The sequence below is a fragment of the Mycobacterium interjectum genome (assembly GCF_900078675.2).
GTDB classification, from domain to species: Bacteria; Actinomycetota; Actinomycetes; order Mycobacteriales; family Mycobacteriaceae; genus Mycobacterium; species Mycobacterium interjectum.
On sequence record NZ_LT546237.1, the window covers coordinates 3,099,339 to 3,120,116 of the forward strand.

The following is a 20,778-nucleotide window of genomic DNA, read 5'->3' on the forward strand; positions in this document are numbered from 1 at the left end:
ACCGACAGCGCCGTCGGGTCCAGCTGGGCCTGACACAACCCGTTCGAAACGGGGCCGCACACCGATCGGTGTGCGGCCCCGTTGTTTTGCCCGGCCGCGCTAGCCGGCCACCGGCGAACGCGGAAACATCGTGGGGCGGAACCCAATTCGTTGGACCGCACCCTCGGACTCGCGCCCGACCATACCGCCCAGCGGCAGTTTGGAAACGCCCGCGGTGGGTGCCGACGCGGGCGCCGCGCCCCAGCCGCCCGGCATCGCGTTGGCGTCCAGGGCGGGCAGCGGCGTGACCGACGAGACCGCGTCGGCCCACGCCGGGGGCACCGACAGGGTGCCGAGCGAGGGCGCCTGACCCACGCTCGCAGCGGCACCTTCGCCTAGCCCACCGGCAGGGAAGAGGCCTCCGAGACCGCCCAACTCCCCCAGGCCCGCGCCGTTCTCGGCCCCGATGATCGAACCCGCGCCCTGGAAGTCCAGCGACAGGCCGTACCCGTCGAAGCCAAGGCCCGCGCCGTCGGTGCCCAACCCAGCACCGTCGCCCCCAAGTCCGGCCAGATCGGAGCCCAGGCCAAGCACATCGGTCAGGGCAGCGCCGTTCCCGCCGAGCGCGGACGTCAGGCTCGAGGTCAATCCGGAGAGCGCGCTCGCGCCGGTGCTGGCGCCCTTGGTGGCGGTTTTGCTCGCGCCGGTCAGACTCGACAGCGCGCTGAGCGGTGCGGAGGCCCCCGACGATCCCAGCGACACCGCGGTGCCCGCCGCCGGCGACAGCCCAGTGGCGGACGCGGCGCCCGGCGTCGCCAGGGTCTGCAGAGTCTGGGGCACCGAGGACATCAACTGCGCCGTCGTCGTCTGGGCGTCGCTGCCGACCTGGGCGCCGGCCTGCCCGGCGACGCCGCCCGGGTTAGTCGTCTGGGGCGGCGCGGTGAACGTCGAAAACGCCGACGCCGCGGCCGAATTGGCGGCGTAGCTGTACATCGCCGTCGCGTCTTGCGCCCACATCTCGCTGTACTCGGCTTCCGTGGCCATGATCGCCGGCGTGTTCTGCCCGAAGATGTTGGTCGCGATCAGCGCCATGAGCTGGGCGCGGTTGGCCGCAATCAGCGGCGGCGGCACCGTCATCGCGTAGGCCGTCTCGAAGGCCGCCGCGGCGGCCGTGGCCTGGGTGGCCGACTGCTCGCATTGCGCGGCGGTGGCCGTCATCCACGATATGTAGGGCGTCACCGCCGCCGCCATCGACACCGATGTCGGTCCCAGCCAGGACTCGTCGGTGAGACTTCCGATTACCGACTGGTACCCGCCTGCGGCGTCGGTCAGCTCGGCGGCCAGCGATTCCCAGGCCGCCGAGGCGGTCAACAGGGTTCCGGGCCCGGGCCCCAGATACATCCGACCGGAGTTGATCTCCGGTGGCAGCGCGCCAAAGTCCATCGCCCGTTCCTATCCTTTGCTCGAGTTTGCTGGTCCAGTTATGCCGAACTTGCGTCCGAGGCGCCGATGCCGCGAACTGCCGTTGTGGGCGCGGGGTCGTCTCGAACGCGAGCGCTGCCCCGCCACCCGGGGCCGGCGATCGCGACGGAGCGCACCGGCGGACGCGCGGACACCGCCGTCGATGCCCGTCGGCATTACCCGCTCGCCCGAAGCGGGACCGGTTGGTACTCCAGCCCAAGTTAGGGAGCCGGCAAGGCCGAACGCCGTGCAATAAGCAACCGTCCGTGAAGCCGCTCTTGACGGAGAGCACGGTACTCGCGCCGCGAAAATCATTTGGAAATACCAGTATTCGTAACATTATGTAACGTTGCGTTAACGAGATTCAGGACGACTTTGTCCTCGACCGTCGTGCGCACCCGTCCGGCCGCGCCGGCATCTGCCGAAGTGCAGCGCCTAATGATCAATGAATTCCATTCGTATGGCTGCGATTCGGGGCCTACCGCCCGAAGCACCTCGGCTCTGTCAAACCAACGTCCATGCATACCAGTATTTTTGGGTAATCATCTCACCTCAAGCACACTGATGCGACACATATAAAACACATATTTGAGCGGGCCGTAATGTGAGCCACGGAACAGCGTTTTATTTGAGAACTCTATGAGCTAGGTGACAATGACATGTGTGCTTGGGAGAATGTAGGAACATGACCGTAATGACGGGACACGCAGGCGGCCAACGGCCACGCCAGGCCATCCTGGGGCAGCTGCCCCGTATCTACCGTGCCGACGGCTCACCGATTCGGGTTTTGCTGGTCGACGACGAGCCGGCGTTGACCAACTTGGTGAAGATGGCGCTGCACTACGAGGGCTGGGTCGTCGACATCGCCCACAACGGGCGCGAGGCCCTCGCGAAGTTCGAGGGCGTCAACCCCGACGTGCTCGTGCTCGACATCATGCTTCCCGATGTGGACGGGCTGCGGATCCTGCAGCGGATCCGCGAATCCGACGCCTACACCCCGACGCTGTTCCTCACGGCGCGCGACTCGGTCATGGACCGCGTCACGGGCCTCACCTCGGGCGCGGACGACTACATGACGAAGCCGTTCAGCCTCGAGGAACTCGTCGCGCGCCTCCGGGGGTTGTTGCGCCGCTCCACGCAGCTGACCCCACCGGCGGCCGAATCCCTGAAGATCGGCGACCTGCACGTCGACACCGCCAGCCGCGAAGTCACCCGTGACGGCACACCGATTTCGCTGTCGTCAACGGAGTTCGAGTTGCTTCGCTTCCTGATGCGCAATCCCCGCCGCGCGCTGAGCCGCACCGAAATCCTGGACCGCGTCTGGAATTACGACTTCGCCGGCCGCACCAGCATCGTGGACTTGTACATCTCGTACCTGAGAAAGAAGATCGACTCCGGCCGCGAGCCGATGATCCACACCGTCCGTGGCGTGGGATACATGCTGCGACCGCCGGAATGACCGTCGAGGGGCGCACGGCATCCAGGGACCGTCCCCGGTGGCTTCCCCACTCGCTGCGCCGCCAGTTGCTCCTGGGCGTGTTGGCCGTCGTCAGCGTGGTGCTGGTGACGGTCGGCATCGTCTCGGTGCTGAGCCTGCGCGGCTACGTCACCGCGATGAGCGACGCCGACGTCGACCAATCCCTTGACGCGCTGAGCAACTCGTACTCCAGATACCGCGATGGCGAACACCCCGCGGCGCAGCGGGGTACCCAGCCCATTGCGCAGGCGATGCTCGAGTTCACGGATCAGACGCCGGGAAACCTCATCGCCGTGCTGCACGACGGCGTGGTGATCGGCTCGGCGGTCTTTTCCGAAGCCGAAGCCCGGCCCGCGCCGCCCGACGTCGTCCGTACCCTGGAGGCGCAATCCTGGCCCGACGCGCCGCCACGAACCGAGAAGCTGGGCAGGCTCGGTTCGTATCGCGTCGACAGCCGCGTTCACGGGACCGACCTTTTGGTCGTCGGCGTATCGCTGGCCCGGGCCGACCAGATCGTCGTGCGCAAACAACTCACCACCACCGTGCTCGTCGCGGCGGCCCTGGCGGTCACCGCCGCGCTGACCGTTTGGGTGGTCGGGTACACGCTCCGCCCGCTGCGCCGGCTCGCCGCGACCGCCGCCGAGGTCGCCGCGATGCCGCTGACCGACGGCGACCAGAGGATCAGCGCCAGGGTGCGACCACAAGACACCGACCCGGACAATGAAGTCGGGATTGTCGGACACACGCTGAATCGGTTGCTGGACAACGTGGATAGCGCGTTGGCGCATCGCGCCGAATCCGATTTGCGGATGCGGCAATTCATCACCGACGCCAGCCACGAGCTGCGCACTCCGCTGGCGGCGATCCAGGGCTACGCCGAACTGACGCGCCAGGACAGCTCGGCGCTGCCGCCGACCACCGAATACGCGCTGGCGCGCATCGAATCCGAAGCGCGGCGGATGGCGGTGCTCGTCGACGAGCTGCTGCTGCTCTCGCGCCTGGGCGAGGGCCAGGATCTGCAGACCCAAGACGTCGACCTGGCGGACCTCGCCGTCAACGCGGTCAACGACGCCGCCGTCGCGGCGCCGACACACCATTGGGTCAACGACCTGCCCGACGAGCCGGTGTGGGTCCGGGGCGACCACGCCCGGCTACACCAACTGGTCAGCAACCTGCTCAGCAACGCCCGGGTGCACACGCCGCCGGGCGTCACGGTGACGACCGGAATCACCCGCCACCGCTTTGGCTCCGAAGCGCCCTGGGCGGAGCTGACCGTGGCCGACGACGGGCCCGGCATCGATGCGGACCTTCTGCCCCGGCTGTTCGAGCGGTTCGCCCGCGCGGACACGTCCCGGTCCAACGGCTCTGGCATCGGGCTGGGCCTGGCCATCGTGAGTTCGATCGTCAAGGCGCATCACGGTTCGGTGACCGCCGAATCCGCCGATGGCCGAACGGTATTCCGGGTGCGCCTCCCGCTGATCGAGGATCCAACCACGGATGCCGGCGAGCCGCCGGGGCCCTAGCGGCGGCTCGTCGCGAGTTTCGTTACACGTAGCGGTTTTCCAGAGTTCGGACGCTTTCCGTGGTTCGCGTTCTGTTCCGCCGGGCGCGCTTCTCGTCCGCGCGTTTGGACACCGCGTTGCATCCCTTCTCCTCAGCGCAGCGCCGACTCGACGAGGTGGACGCTGAGCTTCTCCAACCGGCTGCGAGCGCGCGGATTCTCCACGAGCGCAGCGGCCTTCGCGAGGCTCAGGCCGTCGTAGTAACCACCGTCGACCACTGGATACGTGGGCGACCCCAGCGTGGTGATGATCGGTGCGGCCTCCTCGGGCGGCCGGCCGACGCGGCCATACATGCGCAGCAGCCGGGTCTGGAACACGCCGGGATGAACGCTGAGCGCGATGAACGAGTCACCGCCGGCCTCGGCCAGCGACTTCGTGTACATCGTCAGGGCGAGCTTGGATTGCGCATAAGCCGCCAGCGGCCAGTACTGGTCGCCGGCCGGATTCTTCCAGTTGATGTTTCCCCCGGAGTGCCGGAGCGACGATACGTTGACGACTCGTCCACCGACACCGGCAAGCCTGGGAACCAGTTTCGTGGTGAGCAGGTAGGGCGCCAGGTAGTTCACCTGGAACGTCAGCTCATGCCCGTCCGCCGTGTACGTGCGTCCCTCGGGGGCGGCGACCGCGGCGTTGTTCACCAGGACATCCAGCGTCGGCAAGGTCGCGGCGAGGGTGTCGGCCAGGCGGGCGACCTCGTCCAGGCGGGTGAAGTCGGCGACGACCAGGTTCAGGCGCAGCGGCTCCGCTCCGTCTTTCACCAGGAGCGTCATCGCCTTCTCACCGCTGTCCGGGTCCTGAGCGTGCAGATACACCGCCGCGCCTTCATCGACGAACCGGCGGGCCGTTGCATAACCGATGCCGTCGGTAGCGCCTGTGACGAGAACTGTTGGGGAGTGGGAAATACTTTGGGCCATAACAACTTTCGATAGGTTTGGGGTACGACAGCAGAAATCACGTGATACCACGCGACGGCGACTCCAAATCGAAGTCGAATAGAATGAAACGAAGGTCTGATACCGCGCGCTAAAAAGCCCGGTTCAGAAGCTGATTCCGGTACGCGACGGGGGTTCGTCGTCCCAGCCCACACCGTAACGCTCCAGCGCCGAAGGCAATGCGACGGCGACTACCGTAGTGCGGGCCATGGCATCCATCGCATCAGGCCGCGATGCGCGCGCGCAACGCAGATTACGGCTTCTTGACGCTATCGGCGCTTCCCTTGATGCTTTCTTGACACCGTGAAGTGCACCGCGGTGTTCGAATCGATCGCGTCGGAATCGAAGCAACACACTCTGCTGTGCCAGTGTTGTTCTACGCCTTACGATTTCGTCGACCCGGCCAACATTCGGCACGGCTCCGCCCATGCCCTCGCCGCGCCGAGTAGTAGACGCTCAGCAGGGTCGCTGCCGCGGCGGCGGCCTCGGGAATCTGCGACAGTGTGTCAGACATGCGCAATCGCCTCGAGACGGTCATAAGCTTCCCACCAGATGGCCTCATGCTCGACCAGGGAGATCGCACCGTTCGCCAGCATACGGTCAGCCTCGGTCAGCATGCCGGTCAGCGTTCGCCACTCGGTGTGCCGGCGCCGCTCAGCCACGTCGGCGCCATTGGGCAAAAGGATGACTAACATCGACCTGACTCGCACGCGGACGGGTCCGGCTCGCAGGAATAGCAGCGCGCCGATACCCAGATACGCGGCCACGAAGATCGTCAACACGGTGTCGGGCGAGGCCGCCGCGTCGCCCAGCAGCGTGATCGCAAGCAATCCGAGCACGGCGCCGGTTATCGGCCACCCCCGCCACAGTCGCGCCAGCCGACGGTCGGCGGTCGTGCTTCCGGGCGGGTAGACGGTCAGCCGGCAGCGCTGTACGCCATATCTGCCAACCGTGGCATCGAACGATCCCCACTGGCGGGCGCCATCGAACAGCCGCGACCACCACGGCGGTCGCGCCGGTGCGCTCTGGGAAAGCTGGAGGATGCCCGGCTCGGGGCGTCGGTGCACGGTTCTTCGCATGAGCTCGGGTCTACGCCCAATTCGCGACGCCCACTATCAATCCAAACGACATTTATACGCTGCACGGCCCCACCTTTACGCGACCTTATCGACGCGGCAAGAGCATGAGCGGCGAGCCTGTACCGAAGCGGTCAGCAGAAACGGCTTGCGCTTATCGGGGCCGGTCAGTTAGATATCCGCCGTAGTGGTGAACGTAAGGATCTTCAATCGACAGGAGCTGCACTGATGTGATGCCACGCCTCCGTATGGTGTGGCCAGAGTGGCAGCGAGAAGAGCTGCGCACCAATCTGTGGTTGGTTCCTACGTTCCTGGTAGTCGGCGCACTCGGGCTTTTCGTGCTGACCCAGCGGCTTGACAGAGCCGCTTACGGGGGGCGATTCCGGCCCCCATCCTGGGTGATCAGCGGCTCCGCCGACGCGGCGCGTCAACTCCTGACTTCGATCGCGGCATCGGTGATCACCGTCGTCGGCATCGTCTTTTCCATCACGATCGTCACGCTGACGCTGGCGTCGACGCAGTTCGGTCCGCGGATGCTGCGCAACTTCATCCGCGACCGCGGCACCCAGCTCACGCTGGGAACGTTCGTCGCGACGTTCGTGTATTGCGTCGTGGTGCTGGTGTCGATCGGACCCGGCGATCGGGGAGAGTTCGTCCCTCATATATCCATCACAACCGCTTTCGGCCTGGTGCTCATCGATCTGGCGGTGCTGATCTATTTCATTCACCACATCGCCACCCAGATCCAGCTACCACAGGTGATCGCCGGCATCGCGAAAGATCTGACCCATGCCGTCGCGCTGCAGAGCAGCGACCAGCCCGGGTCGGCACGAAAGCCTGCGGAGGGCCCGTCGCTCGACGAGCTGCTCGCCACGATCGAAACCTCCGGCAGCGTCATTCGCACTCCCAAAAGCGGTTACCTGCAATTCATTCGACATCAGACGCTGGTCCGCGTCGCCACCGAGGCGGACGCGGTGATCCGACTGCCCTACCGCCCGGGCCACTTCCTCGTTGCAGGGCGTGAACTGGCCAGCGTGTGGCCTGCCACCGCCGCCGAGCAGGTGGCCGACTACCTGGCCCGCGCCCAGGCAACGGGACCGCACCGCACCCTGACACAGGACGTCGCCTTCGGCGTGGATCAGCTCGTCGAGATCGCCATCCGAGCGCTATCACCGGCCGTCAACGACACCTTCACAGCACTAACGTGCATCGACTGGCTCGGCGACTGCCTGTGCAAAATCGCGCCGGTATGGACGCCCACCCAAGTCCATCGCGACCATCGCGGCATCATCCGCGTCATCTCCGATCAAGTCAGCTATGAGCGGCTGGTGCAGCGAGCCTTTGAAAAGATCCGCCAAGCCAGCCGGGGGATGCCCGCGGTGATGATCCGCCAGCTCGACGCGTTAACGACGATCATGGAACAAGCGACCGACCGGCAACGCGCACGAGTCCTGATGGACCAGGCGGCCATGATCCAGCGCGCGAACGCCGAATCGGTTCCCGAGGAATCCGATCGCACCGACGTCGATCGTCGATATGTCGCATTGCGCGCCCTCTATGAACGGCTCAACGGGTAGGGCCCGGACATGTTCGAGTGCGCGTAAAGAAACCGTAAAGGCGCACTGCGGCGCCGTTAGGAAAGTGTCAACCAAAGGCCCTATCCGACAAACGCTGTCTAGTTTCAATCTGGTCTTGCCTCCGAGTCCTGCGCTGCGGCTGACTCGATGAGGCCGTTAAGTGTGCGCAGGATTATCTCGGAATGGAGACAAGATGGGCGTGTCGATCTACGTCTTGGTGACGATCGCGGTGTTCGCCGTGCTCGGGCTGGCGCAGAAGTTGGTCGAGCGGCTGTGAGTTACGAAAACATCGTCGGCTTGGCACTTTCGATCGTCCTTGCAATGTATCTCGCAGGCGCCCTGCTGTTTCCGGAGAGGTTCTAGTGAGCACAACAACAGCGGGGATCATCTTCCTCGTCGTCCTCGTCGTGGCGCTGGTGGTGGTGCATGTGCCGTTCGGCGACTACATGTACCGGGTGTACACGTCGGAGAAGGACTCCTCCGTCGAGCGGGCGATCTACCGGCTGATCGGCGTCGACTCGCGCTCGGAACAGACCTGGGGGGCCTACGCCCGCAGCGTCTTGGCGTTCTCGTCGGTCAGCATCCTGTTCCTGTTCGCATTTCAGCTCGTGCAGGGCAAATTGCCGTTGCACCTGCACGATCCGGCCACCCAAATGACGCCGGGGCTGGCGTGGAACACCGCCGTCAGCTTCACTACCAACACCAACTGGCAGGCCTACTCCGGCGAGTCGACGCAGGGGCACCTGGTCCAGATGGCCGGGCTGGCGGTGCAGAACTTCGTCTCGGCAGCCGTCGGCATGGCGGTGGCGATCGCACTGGTGCGCGGGTTTGCCCGCAAGCGCACCGGCGACCTGGGCAACTTCTGGGTCGACCTCGTCCGCACAGTGCTGCGCATCCTGCTGCCGATCTCCGTCGTCGGCGCGATCGTGCTCATTGCGGGCGGAGCGATCCAGAACTTCCACCTCAACGACCAGGTCGTCAACACCCTTGGCGGCGCCCAGCAGACGATCACCGGCGGCCCGGTGGCCAGCCAGGAGGTCATCAAGGAGCTCGGCACCAACGGTGGCGGCTTCTACAACGCGAACTCCTCGCATCCGTTCGAGAACCCGACGAACTGGACCAACTGGCTGGAGATCTTCCTGCTGCTGGTGATCAGCTTCTCCCTGCCGCGCACCTTCGGGCGCATGGTGGGCAGCACGAAGCAGGGCTACGCGATCGCCTCGGTCATGGCGACCCTGTACGCGATCAGCGTGTCCCTCATGATGTTCTTCCAGCTGCGGCACCACGGCACGGTGCCGACCGCGGTCGGCGCCGCCATGGAAGGCGTCGAGCAGCGGTTCGGCATCGCCAACTCCGCGGTGTTCGCGGACTCCACGACGCTCACCTCCACCGGCGCCGTCGACTCGTTCCACGACTCCTACACCAGCCTCGGCGGGATGATGGCCTTGTTCAACATGCAGCTCGGCGAGGTAGCGCCCGGCGGCACCGGGTCGGGCCTGTACGGCATGTTGGTATTGGCGGTGATCACGGTGTTCGTCGCCGGGCTGATGGTCGGTCGCACCCCGGAATACCTCGGCAAGAAGATCAACCCGCGCGAAATCAAGCTCGCGGGAAGTTATTTCCTGGTCACCCCGCTGATCGTGCTGACCGGCACCGCGATTGCGATGGCGCTGCCCGGCGAACGCGCCGGGATGCTCAACACCGGCCCGCACGGGCTGTCGGAGGTCCTTTACGCGTTCACCTCCGCCGCGAACAACAACGGCTCCGCCTTTGCCGGGATCAGCGTCAACACCAACTGGTACAACACCGCCCTCGGGTTGGCCATGGTCTTCGGCCGATTCCTCCCGATTGTGCTCGTGTTGGCGCTGGCCGGATCGCTCGCCAAGCAGGGCCACACGCCGGAATCCGCGGGTACCCTGCCCACACACCGGCCGCAGTTCGTCGGAATGGTCGCCGGCGTCACGGTGATCCTCGTTGCCCTTACTTTCCTGCCCATGCTCGCGCTCGGGCCTCTCGCTGAAGGAATCCACTGATGACCGCGACCGCCGTCGACTCGTCCGAAGCTCACCCGGCGACCGCCACGAGCACGAAACGGGTGCATGGCGGGTTGCTCGACCCGAAGATGCTGTGGCGCTCGATGCCGGACGCGCTGCGCAAGCTCGACCCGCGCACCCTGTGGCGCAACCCGGTGATGTTCATCGTCGAAATCGGGGCAGCGTGGAGCACCGTGCTGGCGGTCATCAACGAAACCTGGTTCGCCTGGCTGATCGTGGTCTGGCTGTGGCTGACCGTGCTCTTCGCCAATGTCGCGGAGGCGGTGGCCGAAGGCCGCGGCAAAGCCCAGGCCGAAACGCTGCGCAAAGCCAAGACCCAGACCTTGGCCCGGCGGCTCAGGAATTGGCAGCCGGGTGCCCCCTCAATCGAGGAAGAGGTCGCGGCGCCGTTGCTGCAGCAGGGCGACATCGTCGTGGTCGAGGCCGGACAGGTGATACCGGGCGACGGTGACGTGGTGGAAGGCATTGCGTCGGTGGACGAATCGGCGATCACCGGCGAATCGGCGCCGGTGATCCGCGAATCCGGCGGCGACCGTTCGGCGGTCACCGGCGGCACCACCGTGCTGAGCGACCGGATCGTCGTGCAAATCACCCAAAAGCCGGGCGAGAGCTTCATCGACCGGATGATCGCGCTTGTCGAGGGCGCCAACCGGCAGAAGACCCCCAACGAGATCGCGCTGAACATCCTCTTGGCCGCGTTGACGATCATTTTCGTCTTCGCCGTCGCGACCCTGCAGCCGCTCGCGATCTACTCCAAGGCGAACAGCCCGGGCGTCCCGGACACCCAGGCGCTCAACGCAAGTGGCGTCACCGGGATCGTGATGGTGTCGCTGCTGGTGTGCCTGATCCCGACCACGATCGGCGCGCTGCTGTCGGCGATCGGCATCGCGGGGATGGACCGGCTGGTGCAGCGCAACGTGCTCGCGATGTCCGGGCGCGCGGTGGAAGCCGCCGGCGACGTGAACACGCTGCTGCTCGACAAGACCGGCACCATCACCCTGGGCAACCGGCAGGCCGGCGCGTTCCTACCGCTCGACGGCGTCACCCCGGAGCAGCTGGCGGACGCCGCGCAATTGTCGAGCCTGGCCGACGAGACGCCGGAGGGACGCTCGATCGTCGTGTTCGCCAAGCAGCATTTCGGGCTGCGCGCCCGCACGCCCGGCGAACTCGCGCACGCCCATTGGGTGGAGTTCTCCGCCTCCACCCGGATGTCGGGCGTCGACCTCGACGGGCATCTGCTGCGCAAGGGGGCGGCCAGCTCGGTCGCGGAATGGGTTCGCGAACAAGGCGGCAAGGTTCCATTGCAGCTCGGCGAGATCGTCGACGGCATTTCGGCGAGCGGTGGCACCCCGCTGGTCGTCGGCGAATGCCTCAATGGCGAGGCGGCGGTGCTGGGGGTCATTCACCTCAAGGACGTCGTCAAGCAAGGCATGCGGGAACGCTTCGACGAGATGCGGAAAATGGGCATCAGAACGGTGATGATCACCGGCGATAACCCGTTGACCGCCAAGGCGATTGCCGACGAGGCCGGCGTCGACGACTTCCTCGCCGAGGCGACGCCCGAGGACAAGCTGGCGCTGATCAAGCGCGAGCAGGAGGGCGGCAAGCTGGTCGCGATGACCGGCGACGGCACCAACGATGCGCCGGCGCTGGCCCAGGCCGACGTCGGCGTCGCGATGAACACCGGAACCTCGGCGGCCAAAGAGGCCGGAAACATGGTCGATCTCGACTCCGACCCCACCAAGCTCATCGAGATCGTCGAGATCGGCAAGCAGCTGCTGATCACCCGCGGGGCGCTGACCACCTTCTCCATCGCCAACGACATCGCCAAGTACTTCGCGATCATCCCGGCGATGTTCGTCGCGCTGTTCCCCGGGCTGGACATGATCAACATCATGCGGTTGCACAGCCCGCAGTCGGCGATCCTGTCGGCGGTGATCTTCAACGCCATCATCATCGTCATGCTGATCCCGTTGTCGCTGCGTGGTGTGCGCTACACGCCGAGCAGCGCGTCAAAGCTGTTGAGCCGCAACCTCTACGTCTACGGGCTCGGCGGCATCGTCGCCCCGTTCATCGGAATCAAGGCAATCGACCTCATCATCCAATTCGTCCCCGGGATGTCCTGACATGAAGTTCTCCAATTTCATCCGCATGCACTGGGCGGCCTTTCGCGCGCTGCTGGTACTGACGGTGCTCACCGGTCTCGCCTACCCCCTGTTCATCTGGCTCGTCGCGCAGATCCCGGGATTGCACGACAAGGCCGAAGGGTCGATCCTCACCGCCAACGGCAAGCCGGTCGGCAGCCGGCTGATCGGCCAGCTCTTCACCGACAAGGACGGCAACGCGCTGCCGCAATACTTCCAGAGCCGCCCCTCGGCGGCCGGCACCGGATACGACCCGCTCAACTCGAGCGCGAGCAACCTCGGCCCGGAAAGTATCGTCGACACCCCCGCGGATCCGGCGCAGATGGCGGCCGGCAAGTCCGCTTCCGATGCGGGCTTCAAGCCGAGCCTGCTGACGCAGGTGTGCACGCGCAGTTCCGCCGTCGGGCAGCTGGAGGGCGTGGACGGGTCGCGGCCGTTCTGCACGGGCGGCGGCGTGGGCGCGGTGCTCTCGGTGATCGGCCCGCGCGACGCCCGCGGAAACGTCGTTCACCCCACCCGGGTGGTCAGCGTCAACGAGCCGTGCCAGTCGACGCAGGCGCCGTTCCTGACGATCTACGAGGGCGTGCGGGTCGACTGCGCCAAGTACGGCGAGGACTACACGATCGGCCAGATCGTGCCCGTCCGCGGCGCCGCACCCGCCAACCCGGCCGTGCCGGCCGATGCGGTCACCGCCAGCGGCAGCGGCCTGGACCCGAACATCTCCCCGGCCTACGCCGACATCCAGGTCACCCGGGTGTCCAAGGCCCGCCACGTCAGCCCCGATCAGATCCGGGCTGTCCTCGCGCACTACCGCAGCGGGCGCGGCCTCGGGGTCTTGGGTGAGCCGACCGTGAACGTGCTGCAGCTCAACCTGCAACTCGATCGCCAGTATCCGGTCTCGGGCTAGCCCAGCCTGGCGACGGCGAGCGCCGGAACGGCGCGAGTTGGGAGCCGGGCCATCGAACTTAGGGGATGATGGTTGACGTGAGCGTGACCGACCACCGTCCCAAGCGCGGGGAACTACGCATCTACCTCGGTGCCGCTCCCGGTGTCGGCAAGACCTACGCGATGCTCGGCGAGGCGCACCGACGGCTGGAGCGCGGCACCGACGTGGTGGCGGCGGTGGTCGAGACCCACGGTCGCGCGAAAACCGCTGAGCTGATTGAGGGCATCGAGGTCATCCCGCCGCGCCGCGTCGAATACCGGGGCGGCACCTTCCCGGAACTCGATGTGCCGGCCGTGCTGGCGCGGCATCCGCAGGTGGTCCTGGTGGACGAACTCGCCCACACCAACACACCCGGTAGCAAGAACGAAAAGCGCTGGCAGGACGTCGAAGAGCTGCTCGACGCGGGGATCACGGTGATCTCCACCGTCAACATCCAGCACCTGGAAAGCCTCAACGACGTCGTCGCCCAGATCACCGGCATCGAACAGCAGGAAACCATACCGGATTCGATCGTGCGCCAGGCCTCGCAGGTCGAGCTCATCGACATCACTCCGGAGGCCTTGCGCCGCAGGCTATCCCACGGCAACGTCTATGCGCCGGAGCGGATCGACGCGGCGCTGTCGAATTACTTCCGCCGCGGAAACCTCACCGCGCTTCGGGAATTGGCGCTGCTGTGGCTGGCCGACCAGGTGGACACCGCGCTGGCCAAGTACCGTGCCGAGAACAAGATCACCGACATGTGGGAGGCGCGGGAACGCGTCGTGGTGGCCGTCACCGGTGGCCCGGAATCGGAGACGTTGGTACGGCGGGCATCCCGCATCGCGTCAAAGTCCAGCGCCGAGCTGATGGTGGTGCACGTCATCCGCGGTGACGGGCTGGCCGGCGTCTCGGAACGCAGAATGACCAAGATTCGTGAGCTGGCCAACAGCCTGGACGCGTCCCTGCACACCGTGGTCGGCGACGACGTTCCCACGGCCCTGCTCGATTTCGCCCGCGAAAACAATGCGACCCAGCTGGTGATCGGCACCTCCCGGCGGCCCCGCTGGGCCCGCATCTTCGAGGAGGGGATCGGCCCCACGATCGTGGAGCGGTCCGGGAAGATCGACGTGCACATCGTCACGCACGAGGAATCCAAACGCGTCCTTCATCTCGGGTCGCTCGTGCCCCGCGAGCGCCGGGTCGCCTCGTGGCTGGCCGCCGTCATTGTGCCGTCGGCCATCTGCGCCGTTACGGTGGCGCTGTTGGACCCGTATCTGGGGACCAGCGGTGACAGCGCGCTGTTCTTTGTCGGGGTCTTGGTGGTAGCCCTGCTCGGAGGCGTTGCCCCGGCGGTCCTTTCGGCGGTGTTGTCCAGCCTGTTGTTGAACTACTATCTGACGGCTCCGCGGCACACCTTTACGATCGCGGAACCGGCCGCCGCCGTCACAGAGCTCGTCCTGCTGTTGGTGGCGGTCGCCGTCGCGATCCTCGTCGACGGTGCGACCAAACGCACCCGCGAAGCCCGTCGCGCATCCCAAGAGGCCGAGCTGCTCACGCTGTTCGCCGGGTCGGTGCTGCGCGGCGCCGACCTCGAGACCCTGCTGGAGCGCGTGCGCGAGACCTACTCCCAGCGCGCCGTCAGCATGCTGCGCGAACCCAGCGAGGAAGAGCGCGCCACCGGAAGGAAGGGCTACATCGTCGCCTGCGTGGGCAAAGACCCTTGTGTGAGCGTCGATTCGGCCGACACCGCGATCGAGGTCGGCGACGAAGAGTTCTGGATGCTGATGGCCGGCAGGAAGCTCTCCACGCGCGACCGCCGGGTGCTCAGCGCGGTGGCCAAGCAGGCGGCGGGCCTGATCAGGCAGCGCGAATTGGCCGAGGAGGCGAGCCGGGCCGAGGCGATCGTGCGGGCCGACGAGCTGCGGCGCTCCCTGCTTTCGGCGGTCAGCCACGACCTGCGCACGCCGCTGGCGGCGGCCAAGGTGGCCGTGTCCAGCCTGCGCGCCGAGGATGTCGCCTTTTCCGCCCAGGACACCGCCGAACTGCTCGCCACCATCGAGGAGTCGATCGACCAGCTGACCGCGCTGGTCGGGAACCTGCTCGATTCCTCGCGCCTGGCCGCCGGGGTGATCCACCCGGACCTGCGCCGCGTGTATCTGGAGGAAACGGTGCAGCGCGCCCTGGTCAGTATCGGCAAGGGCGCCACCGGGTTCTACCGATCGGCCATCGATCGCGTCAAGGTCGACGTGGGCGACGCGGTGGTGATGGCCGACGCCGGGCTGCTGGAACGGGTCTTTGCCAACCTGATCGACAACGCGCTGCGCTACGCGCCCAACTGCGTGGTTCGCGTCAACGCCGGGCGCGTGGGCGATCGCGTCCTGGTCAACGTCATCGACGAGGGCCCGGGAATACCGAAGGGCACCGAGGACCAGATCTTCGAGGCCTTCCAGCGGCTGGGCGATCACGACAACACCACCGGCGTGGGCCTGGGCATGTCGGTGGCGCGCGGCTTCGTCGAGGCGATGGGCGGCACCATCGCGGCCGGCGACACCCCGGGCGGCGGGCTGACCGTCGTGGTGGATCTGGCCGCGCCGCAGGCGTTTGGTGCGCTATGACCCGGGTGTTGGTGATCGACGACGAGCCGCACATCCTGCGCGCGCTGCGGATCAACCTGTCGGTCCGTGGCTACGAGGTCATCACCGCCTCGACCGGTGCGGGAGCGCTGCGCGCGGCCGCCGAGCACAAGCCCGACGTGGTGATCCTGGACCTCGGCCTGCCCGACATATCCGGCATCGAGGTGCTGGCCGGTCTGCGCGGCTGGCTCTCGGCGCCGGTGATCGTGCTGTCCGCGCGCACGGATTCGTCGGACAAGGTCGAGGCCCTCGACGCCGGCGCCGATGACTACGTGACGAAACCCTTTGGGATGGACGAGTTCTTGGCCCGGCTGCGCGCCGCGGCGCGCCGCAACGCGGCGGCGTCCGAAGTGGATGAGCCGGTGATCGAAACAGACGCGTTCACCGTCGATCTGGCCGCCAAGAAGGTCACCAAGGACGGCGTGGAGGTGCACCTGACGCCGACCGAGTGGGGCATGCTCGAGGTGCTGGTGCGCAACCGCGGCAAGCTGGTGGGCCGCGAGGAGTTGCTGAAAGAGGTGTGGGGGCCGGCGTACGCCACCGAAACCCATTACCTGCGTGTGTATCTGGCGCAGTTGCGGCGCAAACTCGAAGATGACCCGTCGCATCCCAAGCATCTGCTGACCGAATCGGGCATGGGCTACCGGTTCGAGGCCTGACACTCCCTGCGCCCAACGTCGACTTGTTGTGCCCATTTTGGCAACCAACGCAACAAGTCGACGTTCGCGATCAGTCGGCGATCGACAGCACGATGCCGTCCAAAATGTCGTGTTCACTGACGATCAGCTCGTCGATGCCGGCGCGGGCCCGCAGCTCGCGCGCCAATTCCTCCACCACGATCGCGCCGCCGCCGATCACGTCGGCCCGGCCCGCGTGCATCGGCGGCAGCGCCGCCCGCTCGGATCGCGTCATGCCGATCAGCCGCTCGCACACCGCTAGCAGGTCGCCGCCCGCGACGCGCGAAAGATGAATGGCCGCAGAGTCATACGTTGTCATGTTGTGCGCCAGCGCGGACAGCGTCGTCATCGTCCCGGCGAGCCCGACCCAGGTCCGTGCCCCTTCGACGGGCACCACGCCCAGCGCGACGTCGAGCCGCTCGCGCACCACCCCGCGGGCCGCCTCCACTTCCCGCGGCGTCGGCGGATCCGAGTGCAGGCACCGCTCGGTGAGCCGGACACAGCCGATGTCGGCCGAGTAGCTGGCCACCACCGCATCCCCACCGACCACGATCTCGGTGGAGCCGCCGCCGAGGTCGACGACAACGAAAGGAGCCTCAGCGCTGTCTAATTCGCCGACGGCGCCGAGGAAGGACAGCTCGGCCTCCTCGGAGCCGGTGATCACCTCGGCAACCGCGCCCGGCAACACGGCGCCCAGCACCTCGGCCGTCATCGCAAAGAAGACATCGCGATTCGCGACGTCGCGAGCCGCCGAGGTGGCCACCATTCGCACTCGCTCGACGCCATGCTCCTTCAGCTGCGCAGCGTAATCGGCCAGCGCGGCCCGGGTTCGGGCGATCGCGTCCGGCGCGAACTCACCCGTCGCGTCGACGCCCTGGCCCAACCGCACGATCCGCGTCTCGCGGTGCACGTCGCTCAACCGGCCGTCGCCGGCGTCGGCGATCAGCAACCGGATCGAGTTGGTACCGCAATCGATTGCGGCGAGCCGACTCACCACTGCCCCGCCACCAGCACCGTGCCCATCTCGGGGTCGTCGGCCAACAGCGATAACGCCTCGTCACCAAGAGGATTCACGCCCGGACCCTTGGCCAGCGAGTGCGCGATCAGTACGTGCAGGCACTTGACCCGGTCCGGCATCCCCCCGGCGGAGAATGTCGTCCCCAGCGGCTCGATGGCATCGCGTTCGGCCAAATACGACTCGTGGGCTCGGCGGTACGCGGCCGCCAGTTCGGGGTCCTGCCGCAACCGCTCGGTCATCTCGCGCATCAATCCGGTCGTCTCGAGCCTGCTGGCGGCCGCGGTCAGCGCCGGATGCGTCAGGTAGTACAACGTCGGAAAGGGCGTGCCGTCAGGAAGTTTCGGCGCCGTCTTCACCACGCCCGGCTCGCCGTTGGGACAGCGGTAGGCGATCTCCAGCACCCCGCGCGGCTCACGCCCGAGCTGACGCGCCACCGCATCCAAGTCGGCACGATCAACCACCGGGGGCGGTCGGGTTGGGTGCCTCCGGCGGTGCCGGCGGCAGGTGCGGGGCATCGGCGATGGTATGCCACAGCGAGGTGTACCACGGGTCGTGGCTGGCCGGCTTCGTCGTGTCCGCTCCGGGCTGCGTGGCTACCGCCGCCGTCGGCGGAAGTTGAACCTGGAATGGGATGTCCCCGGGCATCACGAAACCCAGGCGCTCGCGGGCCTGCGCCGCGATGTAGGCCGGGTCACCCAGTTTCACCTTCTTCTGTTCGAGGTCGGCGATCTGAGCGCGCAGCGCGGCCTCGCTGGCGGCCAACTGGTTCATCTCGGTGCGCTGCGCGAAGTAGGTGCGCACCGGGCCGGCGATGGTCAGGGTGAGCACGCAGATCACCGCGGCCAGCACCGCCGCCCGCCGCGCGGTGAACCCCAGCCGCTGGTCGGACCGCTGTTCGACGGATTCGGCGACCTGCCGCTTGATGGGTTCGACGACACGCTCCTGCAGCGACCGCGTCGTATGGTTGGCCGTTTGCGACGGCTTGACGGTCCGACGGCGCCGAACCGAATCGCCGGCCTTCCCCGGGCGCGATGCCGGGGAGCGCCGCTTCGGATCGGGCTTGGGCGTCAAAGGTGTTTCAACCTATTTCTGATCCAGCGCGTACCGGGGGAACGCCAGATCGCCTGCGTAGCGTGCCGCGTCACCGAGGGCTTCCTCGATCCGCAACAGCTGATTGTATTTGGCCACGCGCTCGCTGCGGGCGGGCGCGCCGGTCTTGATCTGGCCGCACCCGACGGCCACCGCCAGGTCGGCGATCGTGGTGTCTTCCGTCTCGCCGCTGCGGTGGCTCATCATCGTGCGATAGCCGCTGTGATGGGCCAGCGCGACGGCGTCGAGCGTCTCGGTCAGCGTGCCGATCTGGTTCACCTTGACCAGCAAGGCGTTTGCGACGCCCTTTTCGATACCGTCTTCGAGCCGTTCGGGATTGGTGACGAAGATGTCGTCGCCCACGATTTGCACCCGTTCGCCTATCGCGGCGGTCAGGGCCACCCAACCGTCCCAATCGTCTTCGGACAGCGGGTCTTCCAGGGACACCAGCGGATAGGAGCCGAGCAGGCCGGCGTAGAACTCCGCCATCTGCTCGGCGGTGCGCGTGGAGCCCTCGAAGTTGTAGCCGGTGCCGTCGGCGTAGAACTCGGTGGCGGCCGCGTCGATGGCCAGCGCCACGTCGGTGCCGAGTTTGAAGCCCGCCGATTCGATGGCCCGGCCGATCAGGTCCAGCGCCGCGGTGGTGCCGGCCACGTCGGGGGCGAACCCGCCCTCGTCGCCCAGGCCGGTGGAGAGGCCCTCCTTCTTCAACACGGATTTGAGCGCGTGGTACACCTCGGCGCCCCACCGCAACGCCTCGGCGAAGCTGGGCGCGCCGATGGGCGCCACCATGAACTCCTGAATGTCGACGGCGGTGTCGGCGTGGGCACCGCCGTTGAGGATGTTCATCATCGGCACCGGCAGGATGTGGGCGTTGGGGCCGCCGAGGTAGCGGAACAGCGGCAACTCGGCGGAATCGGCGGCCGCTTTGGCGACGGCCAGCGAGACGCCCAGGATGGCGTTGCCGCCCAGCCGGGACTTGTCGGGGGTTCCGTCGAGGTCGACCAGCGCCTGGTCCACCAGCCGCTGGTCGTCGGCGGCCAGGCCGATGACCGCGGGACCGATCTCGTCGAGGACGGCCTGCACTGCCTTCTGCACGCCTTTGCCGCCGTATCGTTCTCCGCCGTCGCGCAGCTCGACGGCCTCGTGCTCCCCCGTCGACGCGCCGGAGGGCACCGCGGCGCGGGCAAACGTCCCGTCCATCAGAGCGATCTCGACCTCGACGGTCGGGTTACCGCGGGAGTCGAGGATCTCGCGGGCCCCGACCTGCTCGATAAGCGGCACTGGGTTCTCCTTGCGTCGTAAAGCTGGGTCAGCGATACATCCTGCTACAGCGGGTGACCCGCCGCGTAGGCGGTTGCCCAGTCCCGCACCGCCCGCGCGTAGACGCCGGAGTTGTTGTAGGCCCGCAGCGCGGTGATCCACCCCCGGGGAGTCCCGAGGTCCTTTCCGCGCCAGCACAGGTAACCGGCCGCCGCCAGCGCCGCATCGTCGATGTTGTCCGGGCTGACGCGGCCGTCGTTGTGGGCGTCCACCCCGTACAACCGCCACGTCTCGGGAATGAACTGCATCGGGCCCATCGCGCGCACCACGCTGGGCTCGCCGTCGGCCCCTTCCTCGGCGTCGACGATGCGCAAGGTCCCCCCACTGCCGTCCAGACGAACGCCACGAATGGGCGGACTCACGTCCCCATTCGGTGACAGGGTCGCGCCCCGGTAGGTGCCGTGGTGGCTCTCGACCTGCCCGATGCCCGCCAGCGTGGTCCAGGCGATATGGCACTTCGGGTTCTCGACCTCGGCGACGCGGGCGGCGTATGCGTAGGCCTCCAGCGCGACGACGGGAATCTCCAATGCCGCCGACCGTTGCTGGGCCCACTGGCGCAACTGATCCGCGGGCCGACCGCTGACGTGGGTGTCCACCGGCGGCACCGGATCCCCGGCCGGCGGCGGGACGCCCGCGGGGATGAACAGGCTGAGCTGCCAGGTGCAGCTGGACGCGAGAAGCATGGCGGTCGCGCCGATCACGGCGGCCGCACGCAACCAACGCCTCGGCGAAACCATGCCCGTTTAAGCTCCCCTACTACTCCCCTGCACCAACTCCTGCCAGACCATCGTCCCACGGGTTTCGCGGCTAACCCGTCGATTGCTGCCCGAAGCGCACCGCGGCAGCGCCAA

The 20,778-nt window shown here is 67.1% G+C and carries 17 protein-coding genes; 9 read left to right on the forward strand and 8 right to left on the reverse strand.

The features are described from left to right. Nucleotides 1-99: 99 nt before the first annotated feature. Nucleotides 100-1,422, reverse strand: a complete 1,323-nt coding sequence (locus BN4348_RS49245; RefSeq protein ID WP_066915238.1) for a PPE family protein — start codon at nt 1,420-1,422, stop codon at nt 100-102. A 703-nt stretch (nt 1,423-2,125) separates the two neighbouring features. Here BN4348_RS49245 and BN4348_RS49250 point away from each other — a divergent pair. Both BN4348_RS49250 and BN4348_RS49255 read left to right on the forward strand, forming a co-directional pair. Further along, nucleotides 2,126-2,899 carry a response regulator transcription factor gene (locus BN4348_RS49250; RefSeq protein ID WP_066915240.1) on the forward strand — a complete coding sequence of 258 codons (774 nt, stop codon included), beginning with the start codon at nt 2,126-2,128 and terminating at the stop codon, nt 2,897-2,899. Beyond that, nucleotides 2,896-4,440 (forward strand): sensor histidine kinase, encoded by a 1,545-nt coding sequence (locus BN4348_RS49255; RefSeq protein ID WP_066915242.1) that lies wholly within the window; start codon nt 2,896-2,898, stop codon nt 4,438-4,440. Before BN4348_RS49250 ends, BN4348_RS49255 begins: the two co-directional genes overlap by 4 nt. 131 nt (nt 4,441-4,571) lie before the next feature. Here the strand turns inward: BN4348_RS49255 and BN4348_RS49260 are convergent, their stop codons facing one another. Together BN4348_RS49260 and BN4348_RS49265 are read right to left on the reverse strand one after the other, a co-directional pair. Further along, on the reverse strand, nt 4,572-5,393 hold the full coding sequence (locus BN4348_RS49260; RefSeq protein ID WP_084454358.1) for an SDR family NAD(P)-dependent oxidoreductase: 822 nt from the start codon (nt 5,391-5,393) through the stop codon (nt 4,572-4,574). A gap of 524 nt (nt 5,394-5,917) precedes the next feature. Next, nucleotides 5,918-6,490: a DUF6611 family protein gene (locus tag BN4348_RS49265; protein ID WP_142308737.1), complete on the reverse strand. Its 573-nt coding sequence runs from the start codon at nt 6,488-6,490 to the stop codon at nt 5,918-5,920. A gap of 245 nt (nt 6,491-6,735) precedes the next feature. Between BN4348_RS49265 and BN4348_RS49270 the strand changes: the two genes are divergently transcribed. From BN4348_RS49270 to BN4348_RS49305, 7 genes are all read left to right on the forward strand, one after another. Next, nucleotides 6,736-8,064 carry a DUF2254 domain-containing protein gene (locus BN4348_RS49270; RefSeq protein WP_066915247.1) on the forward strand — a complete coding sequence of 443 codons (1,329 nt, stop codon included), beginning with the start codon at nt 6,736-6,738 and terminating at the stop codon, nt 8,062-8,064. Nucleotides 8,065-8,224: 160 nt separating this feature from the next. Further along, nucleotides 8,225-8,341, forward strand: coding sequence for a potassium ABC transporter ATPase (locus tag BN4348_RS49275; protein WP_211145746.1), 117 nt, complete (start codon nt 8,225-8,227; stop codon nt 8,339-8,341). An 85-nt stretch (nt 8,342-8,426) separates the two neighbouring features. Next, entirely contained in the window at nt 8,427-10,097 is a 1,671-nt protein-coding gene (kdpA, locus tag BN4348_RS49285) for a potassium-transporting ATPase subunit KdpA (protein ID WP_066915253.1), read from the forward strand. Further along, nucleotides 10,097-12,244, forward strand: coding sequence for a potassium-transporting ATPase subunit KdpB (gene kdpB, locus BN4348_RS49290; protein ID WP_066915255.1), 2,148 nt, complete (start codon nt 10,097-10,099; stop codon nt 12,242-12,244). Before kdpA ends, kdpB begins: the two co-directional genes overlap by 1 nt. Before the next feature lies 1 nt (nt 12,245). Continuing rightward, nucleotides 12,246-13,169, forward strand: coding sequence for a potassium-transporting ATPase subunit C (locus tag BN4348_RS49295; protein ID WP_066915257.1), 924 nt, complete (start codon nt 12,246-12,248; stop codon nt 13,167-13,169). A gap of 65 nt (nt 13,170-13,234) precedes the next feature. Beyond that, nucleotides 13,235-15,802, forward strand: a complete 2,568-nt coding sequence (locus tag BN4348_RS49300; RefSeq protein ID WP_066915259.1) for a sensor histidine kinase — start codon at nt 13,235-13,237, stop codon at nt 15,800-15,802. Beyond that, entirely contained in the window at nt 15,799-16,479 is a 681-nt protein-coding gene (locus tag BN4348_RS49305) for a response regulator (RefSeq protein WP_066915261.1), read from the forward strand. Before BN4348_RS49300 ends, BN4348_RS49305 begins: the two co-directional genes overlap by 4 nt. Before the next feature lie 70 nt (nt 16,480-16,549). Here BN4348_RS49305 and BN4348_RS49310 read toward each other — a convergent pair whose 3' ends face one another. The 5 genes from BN4348_RS49310 to BN4348_RS49330 are packed head-to-tail and all read right to left on the reverse strand — an operon-like array spanning nt 16,550 to nt 20,664. Continuing rightward, complete coding sequence (locus BN4348_RS49310; protein ID WP_211145747.1) at nt 16,550-17,494, reverse strand: Ppx/GppA phosphatase family protein; 945 nt, start codon at nt 17,492-17,494, stop codon at nt 16,550-16,552. Further along, nucleotides 17,488-17,976 carry a DUF501 domain-containing protein gene (locus tag BN4348_RS49315; RefSeq protein ID WP_066915263.1) on the reverse strand — a complete coding sequence of 163 codons (489 nt, stop codon included), beginning with the start codon at nt 17,974-17,976 and terminating at the stop codon, nt 17,488-17,490. The genes BN4348_RS49310 and BN4348_RS49315 overlap by 7 nt, the downstream gene beginning before the upstream one ends. Then, nucleotides 17,969-18,586 (reverse strand): FtsB family cell division protein, encoded by a 618-nt coding sequence (locus BN4348_RS49320; RefSeq protein ID WP_066915265.1) that lies wholly within the window; start codon nt 18,584-18,586, stop codon nt 17,969-17,971. Before BN4348_RS49320 ends, BN4348_RS49315 begins: the two co-directional genes overlap by 8 nt. Before the next feature lie 12 nt (nt 18,587-18,598). Then, a complete protein-coding gene (gene eno, locus BN4348_RS49325) occupies nt 18,599-19,888 on the reverse strand; it encodes a phosphopyruvate hydratase (protein WP_066915267.1) in 1,290 nt (429 codons plus the stop codon). Nucleotides 19,889-19,932: 44 nt separating this feature from the next. Beyond that, on the reverse strand, nt 19,933-20,664 hold the full coding sequence (locus tag BN4348_RS49330) for a lytic transglycosylase domain-containing protein (protein ID WP_066915269.1): 732 nt from the start codon (nt 20,662-20,664) through the stop codon (nt 19,933-19,935). Between the last annotated feature and the right edge of the window lie 114 nt (nt 20,665-20,778).